This window comes from Rhizobium sp. BK176, from assembly GCF_024808055.1.
The window spans coordinates 1203075-1226143 of the sequence record NZ_JANUBV010000001.1; the positions used below are offsets into that span (position 1 = coordinate 1203075).

At 60.5% G+C, this 23069-nt stretch carries 26 protein-coding genes; 13 read left to right on the forward strand and 13 right to left on the reverse strand.

The features are described 5' to 3' along the window. Positions 1–6: 6 nt before the first annotated feature. Positions 7–867 (forward strand): hypothetical protein, encoded by an 861-nt coding sequence (locus FHT76_RS06590; RefSeq protein ID WP_259184990.1) that lies wholly within the window; start codon positions 7–9, stop codon positions 865–867. Here FHT76_RS06590 and FHT76_RS06595 read toward each other — a convergent pair. Next, on the reverse strand, positions 853–1140 hold the full coding sequence (locus tag FHT76_RS06595; protein ID WP_259184992.1) for a hypothetical protein: 288 nt from the start codon (positions 1138–1140) through the stop codon (positions 853–855). The genes FHT76_RS06590 and FHT76_RS06595 overlap by 15 nt on opposite strands. Before the next feature lie 190 nt (positions 1141–1330). Between FHT76_RS06595 and FHT76_RS06600 the strand changes: the two genes are divergently transcribed. From FHT76_RS06600 to FHT76_RS06615, 4 genes are all read left to right on the forward strand, one after another. Continuing rightward, on the forward strand, positions 1331–2563 hold the full coding sequence (locus FHT76_RS06600) for a hypothetical protein (RefSeq protein WP_259184994.1): 1233 nt from the start codon (positions 1331–1333) through the stop codon (positions 2561–2563). Positions 2564–2566: 3 nt separating this feature from the next. Then, positions 2567–4081 carry a PcfJ domain-containing protein gene (locus FHT76_RS06605; RefSeq protein ID WP_259184996.1) on the forward strand — a complete coding sequence of 505 codons (1515 nt, stop codon included), beginning with the start codon at positions 2567–2569 and terminating at the stop codon, positions 4079–4081. 577 nt (positions 4082–4658) lie between these two features. Continuing rightward, positions 4659–6089: a cysteine--tRNA ligase gene (gene cysS / locus FHT76_RS06610; RefSeq protein WP_259184997.1), complete on the forward strand. Its 1431-nt coding sequence runs from the start codon at positions 4659–4661 to the stop codon at positions 6087–6089. 62 nt (positions 6090–6151) lie between these two features. Then, positions 6152–7624 carry a hypothetical protein gene (locus FHT76_RS06615; protein ID WP_259184998.1) on the forward strand — a complete coding sequence of 491 codons (1473 nt, stop codon included), beginning with the start codon at positions 6152–6154 and terminating at the stop codon, positions 7622–7624. Position 7625: 1 nt separating this feature from the next. Here the strand turns inward: FHT76_RS06615 and FHT76_RS06620 are convergent, their stop codons facing one another. From FHT76_RS06620 to FHT76_RS06650, 7 genes are all read right to left on the reverse strand, one after another. Then, positions 7626–8078 carry a hypothetical protein gene (locus FHT76_RS06620; RefSeq protein WP_259184999.1) on the reverse strand — a complete coding sequence of 151 codons (453 nt, stop codon included), beginning with the start codon at positions 8076–8078 and terminating at the stop codon, positions 7626–7628. Further along, the gene (locus FHT76_RS06625) at positions 8075–8863 is read right to left on the reverse strand and encodes a hypothetical protein (RefSeq protein ID WP_259185000.1); all 789 of its coding nucleotides are present in this window, start codon (positions 8861–8863) and stop codon (positions 8075–8077) included. The genes FHT76_RS06620 and FHT76_RS06625 overlap by 4 nt, the downstream gene beginning before the upstream one ends. 12 nt (positions 8864–8875) lie before the next feature. After that, positions 8876–11233: an ATP-binding protein gene (locus tag FHT76_RS06630; RefSeq protein ID WP_259185001.1), complete on the reverse strand. Its 2358-nt coding sequence runs from the start codon at positions 11231–11233 to the stop codon at positions 8876–8878. A 72-nt stretch (positions 11234–11305) separates the two neighbouring features. Then, positions 11306–11944, reverse strand: coding sequence for a hypothetical protein (locus FHT76_RS06635; protein ID WP_259185002.1), 639 nt, complete (start codon positions 11942–11944; stop codon positions 11306–11308). A gap of 79 nt (positions 11945–12023) precedes the next feature. Further along, positions 12024–12338, reverse strand: coding sequence for a hypothetical protein (locus FHT76_RS06640; RefSeq protein WP_259185003.1), 315 nt, complete (start codon positions 12336–12338; stop codon positions 12024–12026). Next, positions 12335–12874 (reverse strand): hypothetical protein, encoded by a 540-nt coding sequence (locus FHT76_RS06645; protein ID WP_259185004.1) that lies wholly within the window; start codon positions 12872–12874, stop codon positions 12335–12337. The genes FHT76_RS06640 and FHT76_RS06645 overlap by 4 nt, the downstream gene beginning before the upstream one ends. Positions 12875–12943: 69 nt before the next feature. Next, on the reverse strand, positions 12944–13549 hold the full coding sequence (locus FHT76_RS06650; protein ID WP_259185005.1) for a DUF882 domain-containing protein: 606 nt from the start codon (positions 13547–13549) through the stop codon (positions 12944–12946). Positions 13550–13649: 100 nt separating this feature from the next. On the opposite strand from FHT76_RS06650, the gene FHT76_RS06655 reads away from it, so the two are divergent. Both FHT76_RS06655 and FHT76_RS06660 read left to right on the forward strand, forming a co-directional pair. Further along, entirely contained in the window at positions 13650–14249 is a 600-nt protein-coding gene (locus FHT76_RS06655) for a hypothetical protein (protein WP_259185007.1), read from the forward strand. Then, positions 14246–15271, forward strand: coding sequence for a hypothetical protein (locus FHT76_RS06660; RefSeq protein WP_259185008.1), 1026 nt, complete (start codon positions 14246–14248; stop codon positions 15269–15271). Before FHT76_RS06655 ends, FHT76_RS06660 begins: the two co-directional genes overlap by 4 nt. 28 nt (positions 15272–15299) lie before the next feature. Here the strand turns inward: FHT76_RS06660 and FHT76_RS06665 are convergent, their stop codons facing one another. Continuing rightward, the gene (locus tag FHT76_RS06665) at positions 15300–15644 is read right to left on the reverse strand and encodes an STAS-like domain-containing protein (protein WP_259185009.1); all 345 of its coding nucleotides are present in this window, start codon (positions 15642–15644) and stop codon (positions 15300–15302) included. A gap of 144 nt (positions 15645–15788) precedes the next feature. Here FHT76_RS06665 and FHT76_RS06670 point away from each other — a divergent pair, with 144 nt between their 5' ends. Then, a complete protein-coding gene (locus FHT76_RS06670; protein ID WP_259185010.1) occupies positions 15789–16277 on the forward strand; it encodes a DUF5662 family protein in 489 nt (162 codons plus the stop codon). Here the strand turns inward: FHT76_RS06670 and FHT76_RS06675 are convergent. Genes FHT76_RS06675 through FHT76_RS06685 form a run of 3 tightly spaced genes read right to left on the reverse strand, consistent with a single transcriptional unit; the run spans position 16274 to position 18301 of the window. Beyond that, positions 16274–16504: a hypothetical protein gene (locus tag FHT76_RS06675; protein ID WP_259185011.1), complete on the reverse strand. Its 231-nt coding sequence runs from the start codon at positions 16502–16504 to the stop codon at positions 16274–16276. The two genes, FHT76_RS06670 and FHT76_RS06675, sit on opposite strands and share 4 nt — an antisense overlap. Next, positions 16501–17613, reverse strand: coding sequence for a DNA cytosine methyltransferase (locus FHT76_RS06680; protein WP_259185012.1), 1113 nt, complete (start codon positions 17611–17613; stop codon positions 16501–16503). The genes FHT76_RS06675 and FHT76_RS06680 overlap by 4 nt, the downstream gene beginning before the upstream one ends. 7 nt (positions 17614–17620) lie before the next feature. Beyond that, positions 17621–18301, reverse strand: a complete 681-nt coding sequence (locus FHT76_RS06685) for a hypothetical protein (RefSeq protein WP_259185013.1) — start codon at positions 18299–18301, stop codon at positions 17621–17623. Between the two features lie 213 nt (positions 18302–18514). Here FHT76_RS06685 and rpsU point away from each other — a divergent pair, with 213 nt between their 5' ends. The 5 genes from rpsU to trpS all read left to right on the forward strand — a co-directional run bounded on the left by rpsU (position 18515) and on the right by trpS (position 21316). After that, complete coding sequence (gene rpsU / locus FHT76_RS06690) at positions 18515–18724, forward strand: 30S ribosomal protein S21 (RefSeq protein WP_142184407.1); 210 nt, start codon at positions 18515–18517, stop codon at positions 18722–18724. A gap of 15 nt (positions 18725–18739) precedes the next feature. Then, positions 18740–19003, forward strand: coding sequence for a hypothetical protein (locus FHT76_RS06695; RefSeq protein WP_259185015.1), 264 nt, complete (start codon positions 18740–18742; stop codon positions 19001–19003). Continuing rightward, positions 18993–19370, forward strand: a complete 378-nt coding sequence (locus FHT76_RS06700; RefSeq protein ID WP_405049496.1) for a septal ring lytic transglycosylase RlpA family protein — start codon at positions 18993–18995, stop codon at positions 19368–19370. The genes FHT76_RS06695 and FHT76_RS06700 overlap by 11 nt, the downstream gene beginning before the upstream one ends. A 66-nt stretch (positions 19371–19436) precedes the next feature. Then, on the forward strand, positions 19437–20018 hold the full coding sequence (locus tag FHT76_RS06705) for an NUDIX hydrolase (RefSeq protein ID WP_259185016.1): 582 nt from the start codon (positions 19437–19439) through the stop codon (positions 20016–20018). 269 nt (positions 20019–20287) lie between these two features. Further along, positions 20288–21316 (forward strand): tryptophan--tRNA ligase, encoded by a 1029-nt coding sequence (gene trpS / locus FHT76_RS06710; protein WP_259185017.1) that lies wholly within the window; start codon positions 20288–20290, stop codon positions 21314–21316. Here trpS and FHT76_RS06715 read toward each other — a convergent pair. Further along, positions 21270–23063 carry a PcfJ domain-containing protein gene (locus tag FHT76_RS06715; RefSeq protein WP_259185018.1) on the reverse strand — a complete coding sequence of 598 codons (1794 nt, stop codon included), beginning with the start codon at positions 23061–23063 and terminating at the stop codon, positions 21270–21272. The genes trpS and FHT76_RS06715 overlap by 47 nt on opposite strands. Positions 23064–23069 lie beyond the last annotated feature (6 nt).

A 23069-nucleotide genomic window follows, 5' to 3' on the forward strand; every position in this document is an offset into this window, starting at 1 on the left:
ACGGCAATGGAAGACTTTGACTACATCATCGGGACGCATCCGTTTGACGTCAGGATACGACGTGCCGACGGTAAAACGAGCTTGGGTATCACTGTCGAACGCCGACGGGCCGAGTGGATCGCGGTCTTCCCCAATAAGATGGTCGAAGTCGACCGTGACTCGCTTCTGTCTGCGCTGATCACGTTCTGGCCCAAGATTGCCGGCCCCTATGCCGGATTTCCAGCATCGAAGTTCATGATGGACCTGTCCATGTTGGCTGGATACCTGCCCGAGGGTAAAATCCACTTCGTCAGGGACGGCCACGAGGTTTCGTTCAGATTCACGGATCATCAGGTCGACTTGGGTTCGGAATCGGTCATTCCCGTCGAAATCCTTCTGGCACTCGGCAATGTGATAGCGTCCGACGCTCCGGCCCATCTCCAGACGATGTGGAACCGTGCGTCATCTCAAACTGCGCTGCCGCCCTTCCCCCTCGAGAGAATGGAGGACATGACCCAACCTGACTGGGACAGAGCGAGCGAGACAGAATGGTACGCGCGGGCTGTAGGTCAGGACGTTGAAACATACTGTCGTGTCGCGAAGTGGCTTCACGCCCGCCAGCTCGCCTTCGCGGTCGGCCATCCCGACCACGCCGAGGAGCCTACCCAAGCCGAATACGACGTCCGCCACGCTCCGTCCGTGACGCTGTCCGATGCCGAAATCGACGCCATCTATGCACTTTCGGCACCGAAGCTCGGATTTACGCTCGACGAGATGCATCGGGATGCCGTCGCTGGAAGGAACACCTCCGCCCGCGACGTGACCGTCTTCAAGCGGTTTTTTCCGCGCGGTTCGAAAGCGGACGCAGCTCGCTCAGTGACCGACTGAAGGGTGGGCGACCGATGGATCGCTAGGCCACCCCTCTCCCGATACGACCGCCCCGACCTCTTCTCCTCGTGCGTCGACCCGTCTCCAGTGCCAATGGTTCACTAGACGCTGGCCACCATCGGCGAACTGTTCCCATAGCTTTCCCGACAGGATTTTCACCGGATACCCGTCGGGATGAGCGACGATGTCGCCTGGCTCCCATCGCGGCAAGGCGAAGGACCGTTCGGTTATCTCTCTCGCGATTTCCCGCATGCGCTCGGAGTCGTCCGTCATACACATCACCTCTTTCAATCGGTCACGATCTCACTTTCAATTGGTCACGCGCCGACTTTCAATCAGCCGGAACCTGGCTTTAAATCAGCCGGACCGTACCTCCTCATCCGCCTGAAGATCAACCATCCTGTCGTTGTCACTTGCCCGCGCTAAAGATATCCATTTTCAAAAGCCAGGGATATGATCGGATATGTCAGTCAACCGCGATATCGGAAGAATAGAAACCCGCTGGGTCCACCCCGAAAGCGTCAAGGCGGACGAGGTTCGCCTGTTCGCGGCCCACCGAGCGATCGCGCTGAAGGGTCATGCGAGCGAATTTCCCCTCGCTATCAAGACCTTGCTGTCGGCCCCCATGATTCCTGCCGACGGCGGACCCGCCAAAGTCGCCACTCTCGAAATCGACGTGACGAGGAAGCTCCTTGTCCATAACCGGGCGGAGCTTTCCTTCGCGCTTTCGGTCACGACCTTCGACGAGGAAGGCGACGCTACGAACCATGTTTTCTGTCGCTATTCCGATCCTGCCAGATTCGGCGATCCCGGCCTCGTCGTCGGCGGGAGCGAATACCATTCCCACTTCGTCCATCACCCGGACTACATTAGAAACCTGATCATCGACGACGCCCAGCGCGCCTTCTCGGAGGGTGTCGCCGCCCTGGCTCAATCCAACTCTTACGAACAAGGCATCGATGCGCTGCGCAAGCGCATCCGCGGCGATGTAGATGCCGCTTTTGACAACATCTTTTACGCGGCTGACAACGGAACCGGGATGGTCTTCTCTCGTTCGACGTCGCCCCGCCTTGTCATGGATGACCGCTACGGAGAAATCGTTCTTGACCTGGGCGGCCGACGTTTCGATCCCGTGTCCAGTTGGACTCAAGGGTTGATATCCTTCCCGGCCAACCTCGCGAAGAGCGCTACCGAAATCCGCGATGCCGTGATTTCGAGCGAGGCGGGTTCCGATGTGATGATCGACGGCAACGGCGGATGCGACGCCCGAATCAACGGCGGTTACAAGTTTATGGACACGGCCAAGCTCGATGCCGTGCGGGACGCCGAGTTCGCGATCTACGCAAACGCGGTTTGCGACATGGCGCGGGCCGTCATGGACTATCCCGGCGCGACGGAGTTTTCTACTGACACCCGTATCGCATGCTCCTGGTTCGCGAGCATCGAACCGCTTGATTCCGACTATCCGATGGACATGATCGCCAAAGCCTGGGACGACCACCTCGTCGACCTCCGCGCCACGCTGCGCGATGACGACGACGCCTTCTCGGAATTCCTGAAGGCATCGGAATGGCCTCTGAAGGCATCGCCGATCACCGTGATGGCAGCCAAGCTCAACAAACTGCTGGACCGCGACATGCTGTATGGACTGGATGCCAACAAGGCGAAGCCCGCCTCCCCAGCCCCGAGGGTCTAACATTTGTCCGGGCAGCTACAGGGCGACGACCTCGTCAAATACAACATCTCAGAAACGCTCCTGCGGCTCACCGACAACGACGATGTCGCCAGACTCGCGGTGATCGGGATCGGCCGCGTGCTGTTCCGCCACCACAAGAAGGACGGCAACTGGGGCGATGTCTTCGATGCCTACCTCGTCGAAATCCGTCACATCATCGACTGGTTGGCCTCATCCCTCGTTGACGGAGACGAATGGCTGAAGCGCGTCGACGCGGAAGACCGCCCCCTGAAGCTGATGAAAATGCATTCGATCGACCAGCTCAAGGCCGAAGCCGACAAGGCATTCGCCAAGAAGATGCAGAAGATCGAGACGAAGATCACCCTCCCCGGGGACGAGCGTCTGCATATGAAACTCGCGGACGGTTTCAGCGTCGTCAGATTGCTCACGCCAGGAGCGCTGGACCGCGAATCCACCGCCATGCAGCATTGCGTCGGCCTCGGGGGTTACGATCATCATCTCGCGGACGACCGGCGGGGCCTCTTCTCGCTTCGCGACAGTTTCAACAAACCGCACGCGACCATAGAACTCGACATGGTGAGCAAGCAGCTTATCCAGCTTTCCGGAAAGCAGAACAGGCTTCCCATCTCGAAATACCTGCAACTGCTGGCCCCTTTCATCGCCGCCGAGGCCGTGAATTGTCCCGAGACCATCTCGATGGGCTTCGTCATCGGAAAGGACGCCATCGTTCATCACGCTTCCGACATTCCCGACGGAGCCGAGTTCGAGGGTACCTTGTCCTTGCAGGGATACGATGGCGACGATGGCGACATCCGCATCCCGTGCGGTATAAAAGTCGACGGCGATCTCGTTCTCGACCAGACGTTCACGGAAATCCTCTCAAAACCCGGAACCGTCTCCGGCCATATCCACGCGCGGGGCTTGGACCTGCCGGACATCTCGCCCGACTTCGTCTTCGGCGGCCTGTACTGCGACGGCTCGTGGCTCGGAAACCTGCCCGACAACCTGCACATCCGCGGCAACCTCGTCCTCAAGCAATGCCGCAAGGTCGTGTTGCCGCGCGGCTTGGTGATCGACGGCGATCTCGACCTGACACAGGCCGACGTCCACGAGATTCCGGACGACATCGTCGTCAAGGGAAGCCTGATGGTCGCCAACACCGCCCTGACCCATCTGCCGGCCGGTCTTTCGATCGGTGGCGGCCTGTTCGTCGGCGGCACCAAGCAGCTCGAAGAGGTTCCCGCGGGCTTTTCCGTAGGCGGCAACCTCATGCTGCGGGACTCGTCCGTCCGCTATATCGCAGAGGGCGTTACGGTCGGCGGCATGGTCAGCGTCCACGCCGACGCGGCAGGCGAACTGGAGGTGGCGGCCAGCGCCGAAATCGACGGCGGCTTCTATTTCAGGCCGACCGCCACGGTACGGAGCTTCGAGGGAAGAATGTCGATGACGACCGACGAGTTCAAGGCGGCCACTTCGCGTGTTGCCACCCCACAGCGGAAAATCGCCGGCCTCGGCTGAAGCTAGAAGACAATCGTCGCAATAGGCGTCCGTCAGCGCCTTTGCCAACGCCTTTTGCGCCTCAGCCCATTCAGGGGCGCATTCGGCGAGACCCGGCCGACGGACCATCAAGTCTTCAATTACCTTGGATGACTAGGGCCTGTTGAAGGCTTCGGCGGAGATTGTCTGCGGCTCGACGTTTCCGCCCGCCACCTCGTAGAGCGTGTAGGAAAGAACGCTCGTGATGATCTCGGTCGTCGTGCGCTCGGTGCGGAGAGACTGCGCGCCCGGGAACTCTTCGGCCCAGTCCAGTTTGGCGAATTGTTTGCAGTAGAGGTCGAGCGCCTCGCCCGTGGCGTATTGGACCGTGTGTAGTCTCCATCCGGGATGCCCTGAATCGTGGCTTCCCGGCTCCCAGCCACGTAGAAGGAAAGAACGACCGAGTCCCTCAACACAGCCTCTCTCAGCATGAAACCGATGTCACTTGCAAGTGGTTACCGCATGCGTCCTTCTCGAAAGGTTAAGTCTCGAATTAAGTTGCAGTTTCGACCTGCGTGTGGCATCGACAAATATAGACCTCGATCCGCACGGAAAAACGATGACCATCAGACTCCACAACACCATGTCTCGCTCTACGGAGGTCTTTGCACCGCAAGACCCCGCGAACGTACGCATGTATGTCTGCGGACCGACCGTGTACGACGACGCCCATATCGGCAACGCGAGGCCCGTGATCGTGTTCGACGTCCTGTTCAGGCTCCTGCGGTCCGTCTACGGCGAGAATGCCGTGACCTACGCGCGAAACATCACGGACGTGGACGACAAGATCAACGAGCGCGCGGCCCGTGACTATCCCGGAATTCCGCTCAACGACGCGATCCGCCAGCTCACCGAGAAGACGGAGGGTCGTTTCCGCGCCGACGTGGAGTCGCTCGTCACCCTCGATCCGACCCATCAGCCGCGCGCGACTGACAACATCGCCGAGATGCAGGAGATCATTCTGCGTCTCGTCGGCCGCGGTCACGCCTACGTCCACGGCGGCGAGGTGCTGTTCGCGGTCGGATCGATGCCAGACTACGGCGGCCTCTCCGGTCGGGATATCTCGACCCACCGCAGCGGCGCGCGCATTGCCGTCGGCGACCACAAGCGCGACGCCGCCGACTTCGTCCTCTGGAAGGCGTCGAGCGAGAACGAACCGGGCTGGGACAGCCCGTGGGGGCGTGGCCGCCCAGGCTGGCACATCGAATGCTCGGCCATGTCGAAGCGCTACCTCGGCGAGACCTTCGACATCCACGGCGGGGGACATGACCTGATCTTCCCGCACCACGAAAACGAGATCGCACAGTCCCGTTGCGCCCACGGCACGGACGTGATGGCGAACTACTGGATTCACAACGGCTTCGTGATGCTCGACGGCCGCAAGATGTCGAAGTCGGAAGGCAACTTCATCACGATGAACCAGCTCCTGCGAACGGATAGCTACGCTGGCCGCAGCTGGAACGGCGGTATCCTGCGTCTCGCCATGCTGATGACCTCCTATCGCGAGCCGCTCGATTTCACCGCCCGTCGCCTGCTTGAGGCGGAGAACCTCGTGAACGGTTGGCCGTTGGTCGAGGAAACCGAGGCGTCTCCCGATCCGCACGTCCTCTCCCTCCTATCGAACGACCTCGATACGGTCGGCGCGATCAGAGAACTCCACGCGCTGGCCCAGAGAGCCGGCAAGAGCGGCGACGCGCTCGAGTCGTTCTCGGCGTCGGCATCGCTGATCGGTCTCGGCCGGCCCGCCCCGCGGCTGTCTCATGAGCAGCGCAAGGAAATCGAGGCGCTCGTCGACGAGCGGTCCTCCTTCGTCCGCGCCGCGGACTGGGCGTCCGCCGACGCGCTGCGGACGACGTTGGCCGGAATGGGGGTCACCGTGTCCGACTACCGCGATCCCGCCACCGGTGAGCGGAGTTCGAAATGGCGCGTCACCGATCCCGATCTTCTGTCGGTTCCCGCGAACACGTCGGCGGACGCGCCCAGACCGTAGAGCGTTGTTGCTTTCGTGACGCGAAGGTAGTTTCCAGGGTAGACCCTATCTTGGAGACCACCATGCAGTTCACCATCGGCAAGTCCGACGTCACAATCGATTTTCGAGACAACAAGGACTTCGAAGCGGTGGCCAGCGCGTTCCTCGCCGACGCAACCGTCGCTGCGGCGGTAAAGGCTCATGCCGCCTCCTTTTACTTCCGCGCATGGGAACGCGACGGCGATGTCGACCAGTCTACGATCGACAAGGTCATCGGTATCGCGCTCGACGAGAGCGTCGAAAAAGCCGTCGATTTCATGATCGAGAACGACTTCGACATTAACCCGAGCCAATACTTCCGTGCTTGCGATGGCGTCAAAAGCACCACTTCGCTGATCGCCGGATTCCTCGATGCGTTTGTGGCGGATGCTGGTATCGAGGACTCGCATGCCGACGTGGATTTCCGTGAGACGGTCCTCCAGCACGTCATCGAGACGGTCGAGGAGCAGATGTCGGAAACCGACACCTCGTCGCCGGCCGACTTCTTCAAGCGCCGCGATTTCGCGAGGATTTCGTTCATTCAGGGTTATATGTCCCGTGGATATCTCGACGACATCGCTTCAAGCCATATGGACAACACCTGCCAGAGCGACACCGTCATCGCAGACCGCGCTCTGATGCTGCAGTTCAAGCTGTTCAACATCTCCCCAGTGGAGTTCGTCGAGTACTACAAGGCGAAGCGCGGACACGATCTCACCAACCCGACGTTCGGTGATGGCGTATCGGACTACCGCCGTCGACAGTTCCTGGAAAACGCGCAGGCTTGGCGCTTTGCGTGCGACGTCTTCAACGGCAACGACGTATCGGAGGCGGAAATCCCGGACTGGCTTTCCGAAAGCACCCGCTCGCAGGAGATGGCGGACGTCATCAGATCATGCCGTGACATCGACCGTCCTTCCGCTGTTTCCCTGGAGTCCTTCGAATACATTCTCGACAACGCGACATACGGCGGTGTCGGCACCTGGTACGGCCGCGTCAGCGCCAAGGAAATCATGCAGGGCCAATTTGAGAACAGCTTCATCGCCACCGGCGGTCAAATCGGCGTTCATCACTTCGTCAACGGTTCGGGTTTCCTGACTTCCGTCGAGGAACCCGTCCTGATCGATCTCAGAGACGGCAAGCTCGTTGGAGACGCCCGGTTCAAAGACAATCCCGAGAAATCGTACGGTTTCGTCCAAAAATATCTCGACACAGAGACAAATGGAACAAAGCTGTCCGATTGGGTTCAGTACAAGGAAGGCGTCTGGCGCAGCACGGCACCGCTCGACAGCGGACACTATGCCGAAATCGCCTTCGACCAAAACGGTGAGAACGGCGAGACCGATGAGCGCAAGGTCTACTCGCTCAGGGTGAAAAACCGCGAAAACCGGGAAGGCGCGGTCGAACCCTACCAGTTCTACGGCACGTTCGATCAGGCGAAGTCGGTGGTACTGGAGTTCCTGGCCGATGTCCCTGCCACCACCAAGGCGGAAGCGTCCAACGGCCCTCGCCTTTGATCTATAATCCCTCAGCAGACACGAAAAGGGCGGCTCGATGCCGCCCTTTTCGTATGCCGAGTGCTTTTGCCTGTTTTGGCTTGGGGACAGCCTCGAACACCCGGTCGAAATCGAACGTCGGGTTCTCGAATTTGCTCTTCCCACCTTCGATCTTGGGATGGCCGAGACCGTTTGACAGGACCGACGTCTTGCCGAGCTGGGCTTCGCCCGTGAATATGTTGGTCCCGGCGGAGTGGGCGAGAAGACCCTTCGAACAATTGAGCAGCATCTGGCTGCGCATTTGGCAAGACCTCGCTAGCTCGCGGATCGACGACACCAGGTCGGGAAAGAAGTCGCCGCCAACGGCACAGACATCGGCACCGTTGGCGGAAAGCTTCTTGATGATTTCCGAGGGATCGATCCTGTTCCTGCGCGCGTTGTGGAGCTGCGTCGAGGAAAAATGCCTGATTCTCAAAACTTGGGCCCCGCGCTCGCAGCTGCCACCGGTCGGCGTTCGTCGCGGATCGCAGGCGGCTTCAGCCTGGATGTCTCCTCTGAACGCGAGGAGAGCCTGACTTCGGGTGCCGCCTCGTGGGTCACCGTGGCGGCGTATGCGTCGGCGTCGACATATTCCCAGAGATGATCATCGCCCAAGACCACGAGACCGCGCGCGGACGGACGGAACGAGACTTCTGTCGTCAGGGATTCCGGAGACCAGTTGTAGCCGTTGATCGGATCGCTCAACCCGACATATACTCCCGTCTCGCCCTTGATCCTGACGATGTTGTCTTCCGCAAGCGCAGTTAGCAGTTCGTCCTCGTCGGCCTGGAAGCTGATCACGGGCGTTCCACGGGCTCCCGTTTCGGCCAGCACCTCGTAGACCTGCGCCGGCGACAGGTTTGGATGGCGGTCTTCGTCGAAGAACCAGAGATCGTCGATATTCCGCTCGATCTCCCAGTTTTCCTTCTGCTCGAGCGCCATCCCCATGGCGGATTCGATCCGTTCAGGGGCCACGCCGACGCGACCCAGCGCTTCCGGCGTCGGAGCAAGGACGTCGAAGCCGAAATGCTCAATCAGGTGCTTGCGCCACGCCGACGGAGAGATGTTGGCGAGCGTCATGAGACCGTGGATGTTCTTCTGCTGGATGTCGGCAAGCGCCGGCTCCCATACGACAGAAACCTCGGGCTGCGCCACGAAGTCGATGACCTGCGAATTTCCCCTCAGGTCGCCGTAGTATGTGACCTTGACCGTGTTGCCCATGTGCGTTCTCCCTCAGCCGCCGTAGCGCCTGGCATTTTGGTTGTTGTTCTCATCATCGGGGACGTCGTCGCGCTCGACAAGTCGCGCGTAGGCACCGTCGGTGTCCACCTCGTAGACACCGCCACCACGGTACTCCATCGCTTCCGCCGCGGCGTCGCGGTTGTTGCGCAGAGCGCCGGCGAGCAGGCGTTCCGCCGGCCTCGGACCTGGACCGTTATCCAGCGCGTGGACCTTGGCTCTTCCTTCCGCATATGCTGCGGTGACAGCCGCCAACTCGGCCTTCATGCGTTTGAAGGCGACCTTCTGGTCGACCTCGGCATCGAGGTCGGTGACGAGGTTGCCGAACGACTCGTTGTGGTAGCTCTCGAGGACATGGGCCACCTCATGCTTGGCCAGCGCCAGGATACGGCGCAGGTCCCGTTCGTTGGAAAGGGAAAACCGGAGCGTCCCGTCTTCGTTGACAGGATTGATCAGGAGACGGAAGTTTCCGTCTTCCAGGCGCACGTTCAGCGCTTCGATCGCGACCTGCCTTGCTTTGTCGCTTTGGTAGACCTGTTCCGGAAGGGAGTAGACAAACCCTGTCGACCACGTCACCGACGACATGGCGGGGCGCAGGCTGAAAAGGCTTTCCATCGATACCTTGCACGCCGCCGTCCAGACCGACAGGAGCGACCGCATCGCTTTTCCCCCGCCCGTTTTGACATCCCAGTTCCTGGGATGGTGTCGCCGTGCCGCCGCCTTCGTCTTCGCGTTGGAGCTTTCCATCGCGATGTAGATGTCGTGGACACCCTCGATCCGCTCGTCCAGTTCTTTCTGGCGCGCGGCCTTTTCCTCCTCGAAGGCGACTGAAATCCCCGAAAGAACCCAGTTCCTGGCGAGGTCGCCCGCGTTCTCGAAGAACCAGTCTACCTTGCGGCGCTCTTCGAACAGTCCGTCCCGGAGCTTCGAAAGCTGATCTTCCAGCTCGTCCTTCTCGCCATATTGATCCGCGATATGTCGGGACAGGAACCCTTCGCCGTAGTAGGTCTTCTCCAACAGGGTCTCGACCATGTCCTGATTCAGTCCGATGTTGCGAAGCGCCTCGTAGCTGGTGACCCTTGGCGCTGTCGCCATGCGCTCCTTCACCTTCGCCTCTTCCGCGGCGGACAGCTTCTTGACGATCGGCGCAGCGAGGTCGGGAGCGCGGGATACGATCCCGCCCTTGGTTCCCTTGACCTCTTCCTTCTTCACGGATTTGTCTCGGAGCGCGGTGTCCGTATCGAGCGTGAGGTCCGTGATCAGCTTGTCGACCTCGCGGCCGAACTCGCGCCTCAGGCCGTCCCTGTTCGCGTTCAACGCGTTGCGCGACTCCTTCGGGTCTATTTCGACGATGACCTGCGCTTCAAGGCCTTGAATCTCTTTCCTGTACATCGACGCGCCGCTGACGCGGACGATCAGGCTCCCCTTGAAACCGGCTTTCTTCCCTTCGCTGGTGTGGATCGTGGCGAACTCCACCTTGCCGTCCGGCCCCTCGACAGAGAGGACGCGGCGCACGGGCCCCTTGCGCGCCTGCAGTTTCCCGTCGGTTATTCCGTAGAATTCCTCGGGTGTCTTCCCGTTGATGATGACGTTGCAGGGCAACTGGCTCTCGGACATGTACTCCCGAAGCGCGTTCTTCATGTTTTCGAGCGATCCGGCACGCGCGGACCAAACCTTCGGCGGTGTCGGGTCGATGTCGACTTCGACACGGCATCCCGGAAAGCCGCCGGTATCCTGCCACTTGGATTTCAGCGTCACCGGATCGACGTAATATCCCTCGCCGCCCGACCATTTGGTGGCTCCGGACAACGGGTCGGTCAAAAGCGACAGGTCGTTGTCGATACCGGCGAGATCGATTTTCGCCGCCTCGCCCTCGATCCCCACCAATGCCTCGCGGCGTTTCCGAAGAAGCTCGACCTGCTGGGCGACGGAACCGTGTTCGAATTTCGGGCCGTCACCGCTCACGAAGCGGTCCTTGGTCAGGATGGAATAACTCTCCTGCGAGAAACAGGTCATGATACGGGCGCGGCCGAAACCGCCGATGGAACCGGCGTCGTCCTTCTTGGTCGAGCTGCCCATCTTGAAGTAGACGTCGTTCAACACCCCGGCCGTCATGCCGTGGCCGTTGTCGGTGAAGCAGATGTTGGTGACCTTTTCCGGCCCGCCCAACCCGCCGTAACGCCTCGGTTGCCTCTCCTCGATGTCGATGGAGATGTCCGTCGCTCCGGCGTCGACGCTGTTTTGGAAAAGCTCGCGCCAGAACGCGATCGTGTAGTCGTTGTAATACTGGTCGCGTTCCCCCCTGAGGAAGTCCTTGCCAACACTCAATACGCCGTCTACGACTTGATCCATGTTCCATTCCACTTGGCGGCAACCGCTATCCTTCAATAGTGGATTCCGGCCTGGAAAGGAACAACCGACCCGTCACCGACCTGGAAGAGCGGCCTGTTTCTGCTTTGGTTGCTCTGGCCGCTCGCCGTGCCAGTAACGCCAATCGCAGCGGCCCGCGAAGGCGAAACCGTCGTTCAGCTCCCTGACTTTGGCCCGCAGGATACCTTCGACATGGAGGCTCCACAGGTCGCCGTCACGGGCGATCCTCGCGGTTCCGGATTGCACCTTCGCCTCGTATCCGTCGTCGACAAAGGCCCAGCCTTCGACTACGTCGGTCGGCAAGAGGGCGTCATACTTGTCGATAGGGCTTACGATCGGAAGATCGACCAGAAAGCTCTCAAGCTCGACATCGCTGGTGACGTGGGCTCCCGACAGCTCGTGGTAAACGGCCTTGACCGTTTCGACGTACGTGTTGACGTCAGCACCGCGCATAAGCGTGAGCGAAACCTTGGAAAACGAGAGCGGAGGCTTGGCGGACATCCAGTCAAAACTGCCGTCGGGCCGCCGGCCTACGGTTCCGTTGCCAGCCAGGCTGACTTCCGCTCCGCCGCCGTAGAACGTGCTTTGCCCGACCGTATTCGGGCTGTACCTGATGTCGCGCGCGAACGCCAGTTTCATCCAGTCATCGATGGAGACCGGGACTGCAAAGTAAACACTGGCGACAATTGACATGGACACACCCGTATTGAAGGAACTCGGCCACATCTACCCACAATATCGGACGTCTTCAATAGGGAATTGAAGACGTCAATTACATTCGCATCGTATTTGACGGTCGGTTAGCTGGAATGTCCTCGGCAAGTCTTGCGATCCACGCCGCCGACAGTTCCGCGCCGTCAGGCCACGCGACGCAGGTTCCGTCCTCGCCGACGGCGCAATTCGAGAAGACGCGCTCCGACGACCGAACCCGCTCGAACATCCGCCTTGACGCCAAGGCCGGGTAGACGTCGACGATGTCGATGCCGCCTTCCGTCCACATGACCTCGAGCCCGAAATCCGGCAACGCCCTGCACGCCGCGATGCGCGGGAGAGGCTCGCCGACGTTGATCATCCCGTCAGCATTCACCCGGCGATCTTCCTGTGTTTGCGGAATGCGTCGAGACTGACCACGGCCGTCGCCGCCTTTGCGGCGGCCAGACGCTTGGTGTCAGAGAGCCTCGACGAAATGTCGGCGAGGTCCGATAGCCGTTCCACGTCGGATATGGACGGATTGCGTCCGCAGACGGACTGAACGACCTTGATCGCATGCCGGAACCCTTGGCTCGCCCTGATAGAGCGAAGGCTGTCTTCGAGACCGAGCGCGGCCTTTCCCTTTACGGCGTGCTGGATCGCCGTTTCCCGGGCGAGGCTGTCCATCGCCATGGCGGCGACCATCTCGCGGGTGTTCGGATCGATGCCCGAAAGGCACCATTCGTTGAGACCCTCTGTGCGGGAAACCGCCTTTCCGATCCAGGCGAACTGGATGGCGAGATCGACGACATCGGCGGGAACTTCGTCGGCGATGTCGGAGCGGATGACCACGTCCTTGAAGGCGATCGCCACCTCGCAAGGATGGCCGTCTTCGGCAGCGTCTCCCGCGGGTAACCTCTTGTTTGCTCTCATGCTCGCATGCCGGGTCTTTGATTTACCGACTGTCTCACGCGCCAAAATGGTCGGCAAGCGCCGGCGACATCACGGCTTCGGCCCCCAGCGACGGACGGAACCCGTGTCCATGTGGGTGAACGTCGGGTAGTTGCCCGTACCGCCAAGGCCGAGAGACTCGACGTAAGCGGCGACCTCGCGCGGCTCGACGCCAGGAACGACGAAATCGACGGCGCGCGCCTTGCAGTGCTGGCTGTTGACGGCCGGCGTTTCCCAGCTGACCCCGCCGTTCTTTTCGATCGAGTTGCCGCGAAGCATCATATTCGTTTTAACCGAGCGGAACCCCGAGTTGACGCTGAGCGGATTGACGACGCCGTATTTCCGCTGGATGACGTAGAGCGCCGCATAGAGCTTGCGGTCGCAGCGCACGGTCTGGTTTTCCCTCCAATCTCGCATCATCCAGTCGCAGGACAGAACCCCCATCGAGTTCCATTGGGAACCCTGGAAAAGCTGGATGTCGTACTTTTCCTTCGTATGCGGGTTGAAAAGCCTGAGGGGCGTCGCGACCGGGGCCGCCATAGCTTCTTCAGGCAGGCCCAGAGAGACGAGAGGACAGACCGCGGCAGTCAGGCCCAGCGTCATGGCGATCCTCGTGAACGCTCCGCGGTTCACCTCATGATTTCCGAGTTTCGTCATCTCAAACAATCGTCTCTTTGATCGCCATTCGCGGGTCTCTCGTCGTATTGCGCATTCGCTGTGCTGGGGTCAGTATATCAACAACGAGAGGCGCTAATTCATGATTTCGACTATGATTGACCAGGCAGAAAGCGATGTCCACATCCCAGGAGCGGTTCCGCTGACAAGCGAAGCCTCGCGCGCGGTCTGGATGGCGCTGTCGAGCGACGCGCTGCTCGGCTGGTATCGGGGAGGAATCAGATATTCCAGTGACTTGCACCCGGACCGCTCGGTAATGATCGAGACACAGGCCATTTTCGACCAGAAGGGAATCCCTTCGGTATTTTTCGACATGCTTGTCGCGATGGACCTCGAAATCCCGCCGGCGGAAACTGTTCTTTCCTGCCTCGACCCTCACGTGACGTCGATTTCCTTCATATCCCCGGGTTTCAACCTTCCGGACACGGCCAATGTCCAGGACCTCGCGATCTGCCTCGTCGCCTCGCGAATAGCCTGGGAGATCAGGGGTTCGCTTGTACGTCCCACTGGCGTTTCGGCCGAGACCATGGAAAGCGCCTTGCAGCGCATCGGTCTCAACGCCCTGGCGATCGGCGGGATCGGCGTCTATCCCTACGCAAAGGCGATCCTCTCCGACCCCGATCTGTGGACGAAGATAGACCTGCCTTACGAGGGCATCGATTTCGGGAGCGAAGACCAATGATCAGTCGACGCGGGTTTCTCGCACTATCGGGAGCCATGGCTCTCGGAGCGGTCAAGGCGTCGGCACAGGACGCTCCTGCCATCATCCGCCCGCCGCTCGACGGCGTCACGCGGCGCATGTCCGAACTTGCTCAGGACGGTCCGTACCTCCACCCCGCCTCTCCGAACGTCTTCAACGGCGACAGCGCCCGCTATTACTTCTTCATGCCAAAGGGAATGAAGTCCGCGCGTCTCGTCATCTTCAGTCACGGCGCGCTGGCCGACCCGCTCAGCTATCGGGACATGCTGTTCCATTGGACGAGCCACGGTTTCGTCGTCGCCGCCCCTCTCCACGACGACGCGATCCTGGAAAGCGGTCCGACGTTGCGCAGCCAGAAACCCGGATCGATTTCCGAATGGAACGTCGCCCAGCTGCTGGAAGACCCGACCGCGTGGAAGAACCGCGTAGACCGCTGCGTCGAGTGCATCGAGATCGCGCAGGAGATCGCCGACACGAGCGGCTTCGAGCTCAACACGGACCGGGTCGTCATGGCGGGCCACGGCTACGGAGCGTTCACGACACAGCTGATCATGGGAACCGAAGTGGCGGTTTCCGACGGCAAGAAGATGCGGTTCAGGGACGACCGATTCTTCGCGGGCATCTGCATGTCGACGCAGGGGCCCGGGATCATGGGCCTCGACGATCAATCGTGGAAAAACGTCACGTCGCCGATGCTCCACATGCTGTCGGAAGGCGACGACGACTTCACGGGACAGGACTGGCAAACGAGGTCGAAGGCCTTCAGCCTTTCCGCTCCGGGCTACAAGCATCTCGCGATGGTCAGAAAGGGCGGCCCTAACCTTTTCACCAAGGACGCCGAGGTTAATCCTGCCAACGCCATGACTGGCTATCTCGCGGTCAAGGCCATCACGGCCTGCTTCCTCAAGGCGTATGGAGACTACGACCAGGCCGCCTATCAGAACCTGACCGACGATTTCTTCGAAAGGAACTCGAACGGCTTCATGGTCGAATACCGTCGATGATGTCTGGCAACTTTGGCCCGAAGGGAGATTAGAGGCTTTGGGCCTGCTGGCGCTGCTGGAAGAACCGCTTGGCGTTCAACGTGACCATCTCGAGTTTCCCGAGATCGCCGTCGCCGAAGTCGACGAACGTCAGTCTGGAACCCAAGTCTGCCCAGTTGAACGCGCCCGAGTAGAGCTGGCCCACCGCCACGTTCAGGAACGCCGTGATGACTTGCTCCCGGCCCGCGAAGGAAACGCAAACGCGGTTCCCGGCATGAAGCGCCGACGAAATCGCGTCGAACACCTTCTGGCCGTCGGCAGTGGAAACCCAGATCGGGCCGCCGACGATGTCCAGAATTGAAACCTCGATCGGATCGTTCGCGGAAATTGTCATGCGGTCTCCCTAAATTGCGGACTCGACTATGCCCACGCCTCCTCTCGCAGTCAAACGAAAAGGAAAGCGAATACATGACCCGATTTGGTGTCTTGTATTCGACGAAAGCAGGGATAAGATCGCAGTTCATCCGAGGGCACGCCCATGAATCCAAAGCTCCGCTATATCCTCAAGACGCTGAACCACAAATGGTGGGTCTTCCGCTACGGCCTCAGGACGAAAGCTCCGCTTTGGCGTCTGGTAATCCATGACTGGACGAAGTTCACGCCGGCCGAATTGCCGTTCTATGCCAATCATCTCTTCGGTGCTGCCGATGATCCGATCGGCTTTGCGCTCGCCTGGAACCACCATCATAAGCTTAATCCGCACCATCACGAATTCTGGGTACCCGTCAGCGCGCATTCGAAGTCGAGCATTCCGGCGGGAGAGCCGCTTCCCATGCCCGAATGGGCCGTTCGTGAAATGGTGGCCGATTGGCTCGGGGCAGAGCGGTCCTATAACAAGATCGCGCCGGAAAGTCTGAAAAGCTGGGCGTGGCACAACCATGCCCGCACCGAGATTCGACTTCATACCGATACAGAACTGCTCGTCGATCGCGTCCTTACAGAGTATTTCTCAGCCTACGGCGGTTAGTCCTTGTCGCTGGCCTTGCCCACCACCGAAGCGATGAACGCCACGATCGTGGCGACGAGAACGGCAACGCCCGTATTGGTGTACGCGGAGCCGAAATCGGTCGAGAATGCGCTCGCGACAGGCAGCGTGACCATCAGCGACAAACACAAAGCGACCACGGGATCGCATATGAGGCGGACGATGTTACGCCGCACCGTCCGCCATACTGTCGGCTTTTCGCCGTTCATTCCGCCGCCTCGAGCATCGGCCTGCGCTCGTCCTGCTCGACGAGATATCGGCTGATCGTCTTCGCCAGCCCGAGAGCCGCGAGGAAAGGGACGCCGTTGCCGATCGTCTTGAAGCACTTCGACAGCGGCATGTCGGTCGGCAGCGCGTACTCGGCCGGGAGCGACTGGATTGCCAGCGCTTCGGCGACGGTAATGCGGCGCGGCAGGTACGGATGCAGATGCACCTCGTTGTTGCCGTAGGCCGCCGTCGGGCTGTAACGCCAACGGTGCAGGCGCTTCATGGACTTCGCCTTCGTGCTGCCCTCCGGCACCTGCGTGATGCGTCCGGACTTGGGGACGAAATGCATGTTGCCGTTCGGATGGCCGAGGACATTGTTCTTTCGGAACCAGTATTCGACGGTCAGTTCGACCGGAAAGCCGCTTTCCTCTGGTTCGTCTTCGATGACACCTGGATTGAAATCGCGTTCCTTCGGCCACGGAAGCCGCGTCATGTCCGCCGTATGCACCATTTCATCGTCCCAGCGGAACGGGACTTCCGGATCGGCATCGAGGGTACCGACGAGGAAGATGCGCTCGCGGTCCTGGCCGACGCCGTAGGACATGGCGTTGATCAGGCGGTCGTTGAGGACGTAGCCGCCACGATCGACGAAGTCTGCCTTCATGCGGTCGTAGAACTCGCGGTGGACCTTCGTGCTCCACAGCCCCTTTACGTTCTCGAACACGAAGAAGTCAGGCTTGATGGCTAGGATCAGATCGGCATAGACCTGCGACAGGCGGCCGTTGTCGCCCTCGAAGCCAGCCTGCTTGCCGGCCACTGAGAAGTCTGGACATGGAGGCCCGCCGACGAAGCCGACCTTCCTGCCCTGAGCGCGGATGTCGGCGACGATGCGCTCGAGACGGTCACCGAATTCAGGCGACAGGAACTCCTCGACGCTACCGAGGTGATGGCCATAGAACGGCTCGGGACTACCAAGGCCTTCACGCGAATGACGGTAGCCGCGCAGAAACTCCGGGTCGAACTCGTTGACCATGTCGACGGTGAAACCCGCCTTTTCGAAACCGAGGTCGAGGAAACCCGCGCCCGTGAAAAAACTGATGATTGAATGCATGACCTGATTACCTGATGGCGGCTTTGACGGAAGAGACCGCCGTGCGGGCGTTTGCGATATCGACGAGACCGTCGACGAGCTTCCTGCTCTTTCCGACGTACACGCCGGCGAATTCTTGCGGATATCCGCGCTCCAGCAGGACGGAGGCGGCATCGGTCGGTCCCGACGGCTGTGCGGCCCGGCCGGGGTTCGGGAACGCCATCGGCAGGGCTTCGCGGCCGTTCCACTTCTTGCGTGCGACAGCCGCCACGAAAAGGTCGTTGCCGCAGTCGCTGACCGCCGACGTCACTTCCCAGGCCTTCGCACCGAGCGTTCCCTCGATGGCCGAGCGGTATTCGTCCGCGTCGACTCCGAGACGGCGAGCAGAATTCCACGGCACCCTGAACAGGATCGCGGAAGATTTCTTCGCGACCTTCGCCGCAACGGCGATAGGCTCGGAAACGGCCGGATCACCTCCGTCGCAATAGGCGAACATGCTGAACGGCAGTCCGACCACCGCGACATCGCAACGGCCGGCCTGTTGACTTTCGCCGGTGGGAGAGAAAAAGGAATCGTAGTACTCACGGGCTTCAGGCTTGATGCCGATCACCTCTCGGCAGCCGCCTCCTTCCGCCTTGGCGGCGAAGGCCATGCCGGGTACGCCGGGGTGTATGTCGACGAAGTCGAAAGTGCTTGTAATGGCGGACATGCGGGCGGCTTCCCTGTAGGCAAGAGGTGGTGTCGGAGTCTTAAATTACCGACTGTGTATTTCGATCGTGGCGATCGGGCCGGCGCGTGTCAACAAATACGACGTCTTATTTTTATATTGAATGCTTGAATTAATTTGTGATCGCAGGGTTGCAATTCAAGACTTCATTGGAATATGATCGCCCCAGCTCAAAAAGCGAAAGGGTATTGAGACGTGAAAGTTATTGTCCGGAACGGGGACGTCAACCAGGCCCTCAGGGTCATGAAGCGGAAGCTTCAGCAGGAAGGCGTCTTCCGCGAGATGCGCAACCGGGAGGCCTACGAAAAGCCGTCCGACAAGCGTCGTCGCGAGAAGGGCGAGGCTGTCCGCCGCAAGCAGAGGGAACTCCGCAAGCGCCAGGCTGCCGAACGTTCGGGCCGCTGAGGCTCCGTTCGACCTATGGCACGGGATTTGATCGTAAACGGCGTCATTGCCACGCTGGTCCACGACGAACCCGACTTGAAAGTGAAATCTCTCGTCGCGCATTCCGACGTTCTTTATGGCCGTTCCGATGACGGACTCGCAGTCCTCGGAAGGATTACACCCGCTCTAAAGGAAGACCTCGAGCGGTGCGAGCTCTGTTTCGTTGTTCTGATGCAGGGTTATACGGTCATGAAGACCACGGAAGCGCGACTTCAGAAGGAGCGTAGAAATGGCATCTAAGTACCTGCGGATTTTGTCCGCTGCGGCTCTGGCCGCGTCCATGGCTTTCCCGGTTTCGGCTGGAGCCGCAAACGCAAAGGCACAGCCCGCGAAGTGCGGTGGTGCATCCTGGTACGCCATGTCGTCCAAGACGGCGTCGGGAGAACGAATGAACCCGTCGAACCTGACGGCAGCCCACCGGAGTTTCGATTTCGGTACAAAACTCAAGGTCACCAACCAGGGCAACGGCAAAAGCGTCATCGTGCGCGTCAACGATCGCGGTCCTTTCAAGAAGAGCCGCGTGATCGATGTCTCGAAGGCGGCCGCGAGCCAGCTCGGCATGATCAAGTCCGGCGTCGGCCGTATCTGCTACGAGATCGTCGGCTGACCACTTGCAAGACGCCCGCCAAGGCCGTTGGCGGGCGTCTCCGGTTTCAACGAACGGAGACATCCGGTGTTCAACACCTTCCTCAAGTCGCTGCACGACTACATCGCCAGCCTCATTGTCTCGTCGGCACCCTTTGCAGACGACCAGATCAGGCAAGCAGAGGAATGCATCCGCTTCCTGACTTCAGACAAAAACAGCTTCGAGCGGTCGAACACCTACGGCCACTTCACGGGTTCGTCCCTGATCGTCGACGACGTGTCAAAGTCCGTTCTCCTCGTGCACCACAAGAAGTACGGCAAATGGGTCCAGCCAGGCGGTCACTGCGACGGCGTCACCGACCCGTTCTTCACGGCCTGGCAGGAATCATACCAGGAGGCCGGCCTCAGGGACATCCGACCCGTTGCCCCCTGGGTCATTGCGGACATCAACATCGAGATGGTCCCGGCCTACCGCGACGTGCCTGCCCACCTCCATTTCGACATCCGCTACGTCCTGAGGGCGGGCTCCTGCGAAAAGCCGGTAATCAGCGACGAATCCAACGACGTGATCTGGGTTCCTGTTGCGAAGCTGCGCGAGTACACCGACGAAGCGCCGCTGATCCGTCTTGTCGAACGCCATTTCGGCGTAGGTTCGACCGAACGTCCATGACGAGATCGTGCGGGTCACCGCCATCCTCGATGGGCCTTCGACGTCTTCAATTAGTTGTTGCGTCGGACCGATTAACCGTGCATAACGGAAGAATGAGAAACGTAGACACGATTATCGTCGGCAAGTTCTGGTGGCGCTCAATCCTTTGAGCGGCCCGTATCTCTGATTCCAAAAAATACACAAGAGACAGGGGACCGTTCCGGCGAACGGTCGATCCATGTCGTTTTCCCGGACGGTCTCCAGAGCAACAGCGAAGGAAGGAACCTCCCATGCTCCGAGACATCGACTTCACGAAAAAAGTAACCGTGCTGACCGGCGACCGTCCGACCGGCCCTCTCCACCTCGGACACTACGTCGGCTCGATCCGGGAACGGATCAGGCTGCAGGAGGCCGGTGCCGAGTGCTTCGTCATGGTGGCCGACGCGCAAGCCTACACGGACAACATCGAGAACACGCGCAAGGTGGCAGAAGCCATCCCGCAGGTCGTCGCAGACTACATCGGATGCGGCATCGACCCCGACAGGACGACGGTGTTCCTCCAGTCGGCCGTACCCGAACTCGCCGAGCTGACGATGCTCTACATGAACTTCACCTCGGTATCCCGGCTTGAACGCAATCCGACCATCAGGGAAGAGACGCGCCAGCGCGGATACGAGATGGTCATGCCGTCCGGCTTCCTGTGCTATCCGATAGCCCAGGCGGCGGACATCACGGGCTTCCGCGCCACCCACGTTCCGGTCGGCGAGGACCAATTGCCGATGATCGAACTCGCCCAGGAAACCGCCGCGAAAGTGAACCGCGCCGCGGCGCGCGACATCCTGCCCGAACCCGTGGCCGTTCTGTCGACAACCGGCCGACTGCCGGGCATCGACGGCAAGGCGAAGGCGAGCAAGTCGCTCGGCAACGCGATCCATCTGCTGGACAGCGACGCCGAGATCGAGCGCAAGGTGATGATGATGTACACGGACCCCGATCATCTGACCGTCGCCATGCCTGGCAAGACGGAAGGAAACGTCGTGTTCGCCTATCTCGACGCGTTCCACGAAGACAGGGATGAGGTCGCGGCCCTCAAGGACCACTACACAAGGGGCGGCCTCGGTGACGTGAAGCTGAAGAAGCTCCTCGTCCGTACGCTGGTCGAGCTTGTCGGGCCCATCCGCGAGCGACGGGAGCGGGTGATCGCCGACCCCAAGGGCATCGAGGCTGTCCTCAGGAAGGGATCGGCGGCCGCCCGCGAGCGCGTAGCCGCGGTCATGAACGATGTAAGGAGCGGACTCGGGATTTATCGGCTTGCCTGACCGCGATCATGTGGTCGGGCATACGCACATTGTGGACCTTGCCGAGGACGATGGCATCGTCAGGCAAGGTCTCGATCTCGTCGTTGCAAAACAGGTGTCCACCGATCCGCATGCCCGACGGGAACTCGGTCATCGGCGTGCCGATCACCACCAGGTTGCTCGTGGTGGTGAAGCCGTCGGGCAGGCCCTCCAGCTTCGACATCGCCGCCCAGAGACCGCCGACCCTGGTCAGTCCCGCCGGCAGCTCGCGGGCCTCCGTGCCTTCCATTCTGAGCCCGCCGCCCACGCGCTTGACCCCTTGAAGGCTGTCGAACTTCGCATCCGTCAGGACGAGGTCCTTCCCGACCTCAAGGTGTTTCGGCATTCGGCCGATCTCGCAGTTCTGGAGGATGAGGTCGCCGCCTACGAACATCCTGGCAGGCAGCTCGGAGATGGCGCGGCCCTTGCCATTGTTGGAAAAATCCGCATCACCGGATATCCTGAGAGGCCGTTTGAACGTAACGTCCGCATGCGGTGCCGACAAGTTTCCACGGACCCTGACCTTTCCTTCGAACGCGATTCTCTCGGCAAACGAAGTGTCGAGGTCGCCGCAGTCCACGTCGCCTCTCCAGACCTTGATCGTGCACCTGAAGAGGCTCAGCGCTCCGCCGACCTTCAGAGAGGCGGGAACCTGTCTGGCGTCCGTCACCGTGATGGTGAGTTTTCCGGTGACCTCGAATTTCTCTGGAAAGGTTCTCGATCCGCTTTCGGCCGTGACCATCAGGTTTCCGACATCCAGTTTTTCCGGAATCCGCCCCTTGTAGTTGCGGCCGCCGGTAATCGTCATGACGCCGACCTTGAAGTCCCCTGTGATCGGAGGGATGTTGTCGGATAGGTATTCTCCGGAGACGTGGAACACGTCGGGATGTCGATCCATCCACCTGGGAGCGGCGAAGTCCCCGTTGACGACCAGCCTGGACGGCATTCGAAAGACCGGCGCGTCGGCCAGGTGCAACGAGCCGCGCGTCTCCAGTTCGTCCGGCAGGTTCTGGATGTCGTGCCATTCGCCGAACACGTCCTGGATCATCCCAAGCCGCTGTTCTCCGCCGCGCCCGAGGCCGAGTTTTGCCGCACGTAGAAATTCCTTGATGTAGACCATGTAACGGTCCGCCGGAGGCTCGTTCTGCTTGCCTTGGAATTCTACGACCGATGCTTTTTCGCGATTGACCCTCAGTGTGGCGTGCGGCTTTCCGAACGGATCGCGCAGCGACAGGAGAAGAAATTTGTCGCCGGTGATGTCGTAGTCGTATCCGCCGTTGCCGATGCAGTGCTGCATCAGCGACGACTCCCGATCCAACGCCTGCGGAGTTAGCATCTCCACCATCGCGTAGCCGTCGGCGAGTTCCATGTGCAGGCGTTCGTGGTCGGGATCGATCTCCACCCTGCCCTGCTTCTGGATCGCGATCCGCATCGCCCTGTCGGCTTCCGACCTCATCTCGCGGAACGTGCCGAACTTCATCAGCTTTTTGGGGCGGCCGTGTTCGTCCAACTTCGCCAGCCAGCCAGCGGTCTCGGCGACCGCGGTCCGCAACCAGTCACTCACGTGCATGACGTCGAGGCGGTGGCTCTCGGCCTTCAGACGCCAGTGCAACCCTTCTCTGAGGAGCAGGCGGCCCACGCTGAAGCCGAGCAATTTCGCGACGGTCTCGTCGGGGGCGAATTCGCCAAGCCACTCCGCGATGTCCGCCTTCGTCTTCTCGATCGTCATGCTATG

Excerpts from the sequence above, each read along its gene's own strand:
- FHT76_RS06630 (WP_259185001.1), bottom strand. The coding sequence starts at position 11,233 with ATGGATCAAGTCGTAGACGGCGTATTGAGTGTTGGCAAGGACTTCCTC.
- FHT76_RS06715 (WP_259185018.1), bottom strand. The coding sequence starts at position 23,063 with ATGACGATCGAGAAGACGAAGGCGGACATCGCGGAGTGGCTTGGCGAA.
- FHT76_RS06695 (WP_259185015.1), top strand. The coding sequence starts at position 18,740 with ATGGCACGGGATTTGATCGTAAACGGCGTCATTGCCACGCTGGTCCAC.
- FHT76_RS06645 (WP_259185004.1), bottom strand. The coding sequence starts at position 12,874 with ATGAGAGCAAACAAGAGGTTACCCGCGGGAGACGCTGCCGAAGACGGC.
- FHT76_RS06635 (WP_259185002.1), bottom strand. The coding sequence starts at position 11,944 with ATGTCAATTGTCGCCAGTGTTTACTTTGCAGTCCCGGTCTCCATCGAT.
- FHT76_RS06700 (WP_405049496.1), top strand. The coding sequence starts at position 18,993 with ATGGCATCTAAGTACCTGCGGATTTTGTCCGCTGCGGCTCTGGCCGCG.
- FHT76_RS06595 (WP_259184992.1), bottom strand. The coding sequence starts at position 1,140 with ATGACGGACGACTCCGAGCGCATGCGGGAAATCGCGAGAGAGATAACC.
- FHT76_RS06675 (WP_259185011.1), bottom strand. The coding sequence starts at position 16,504 with ATGAACGGCGAAAAGCCGACAGTATGGCGGACGGTGCGGCGTAACATC.
- FHT76_RS06650 (WP_259185005.1), bottom strand. The coding sequence starts at position 13,549 with ATGACGAAACTCGGAAATCATGAGGTGAACCGCGGAGCGTTCACGAGG.
- FHT76_RS06660 (WP_259185008.1), top strand. The coding sequence starts at position 14,246 with ATGATCAGTCGACGCGGGTTTCTCGCACTATCGGGAGCCATGGCTCTC.
- FHT76_RS06655 (WP_259185007.1), top strand. The coding sequence starts at position 13,650 with ATGATTTCGACTATGATTGACCAGGCAGAAAGCGATGTCCACATCCCA.
- FHT76_RS06680 (WP_259185012.1), bottom strand. The coding sequence starts at position 17,613 with ATGCATTCAATCATCAGTTTTTTCACGGGCGCGGGTTTCCTCGACCTC.
- FHT76_RS06665 (WP_259185009.1), bottom strand. The coding sequence starts at position 15,644 with ATGACAATTTCCGCGAACGATCCGATCGAGGTTTCAATTCTGGACATC.
- FHT76_RS06625 (WP_259185000.1), bottom strand. The coding sequence starts at position 8,863 with ATGGGCAACACGGTCAAGGTCACATACTACGGCGACCTGAGGGGAAAT.
- FHT76_RS06615 (WP_259184998.1), top strand. The coding sequence starts at position 6,152 with ATGCAGTTCACCATCGGCAAGTCCGACGTCACAATCGATTTTCGAGAC.
- FHT76_RS06590 (WP_259184990.1), top strand. The coding sequence starts at position 7 with ATGGAAGACTTTGACTACATCATCGGGACGCATCCGTTTGACGTCAGG.
- FHT76_RS06600 (WP_259184994.1), top strand. The coding sequence starts at position 1,331 with ATGTCAGTCAACCGCGATATCGGAAGAATAGAAACCCGCTGGGTCCAC.
- FHT76_RS06670 (WP_259185010.1), top strand. The coding sequence starts at position 15,789 with ATGAATCCAAAGCTCCGCTATATCCTCAAGACGCTGAACCACAAATGG.
- cysS (WP_259184997.1), top strand. The coding sequence starts at position 4,659 with ATGACCATCAGACTCCACAACACCATGTCTCGCTCTACGGAGGTCTTT.
- FHT76_RS06685 (WP_259185013.1), bottom strand. The coding sequence starts at position 18,301 with ATGTCCGCCATTACAAGCACTTTCGACTTCGTCGACATACACCCCGGC.
- trpS (WP_259185017.1), top strand. The coding sequence starts at position 20,288 with ATGCTCCGAGACATCGACTTCACGAAAAAAGTAACCGTGCTGACCGGC.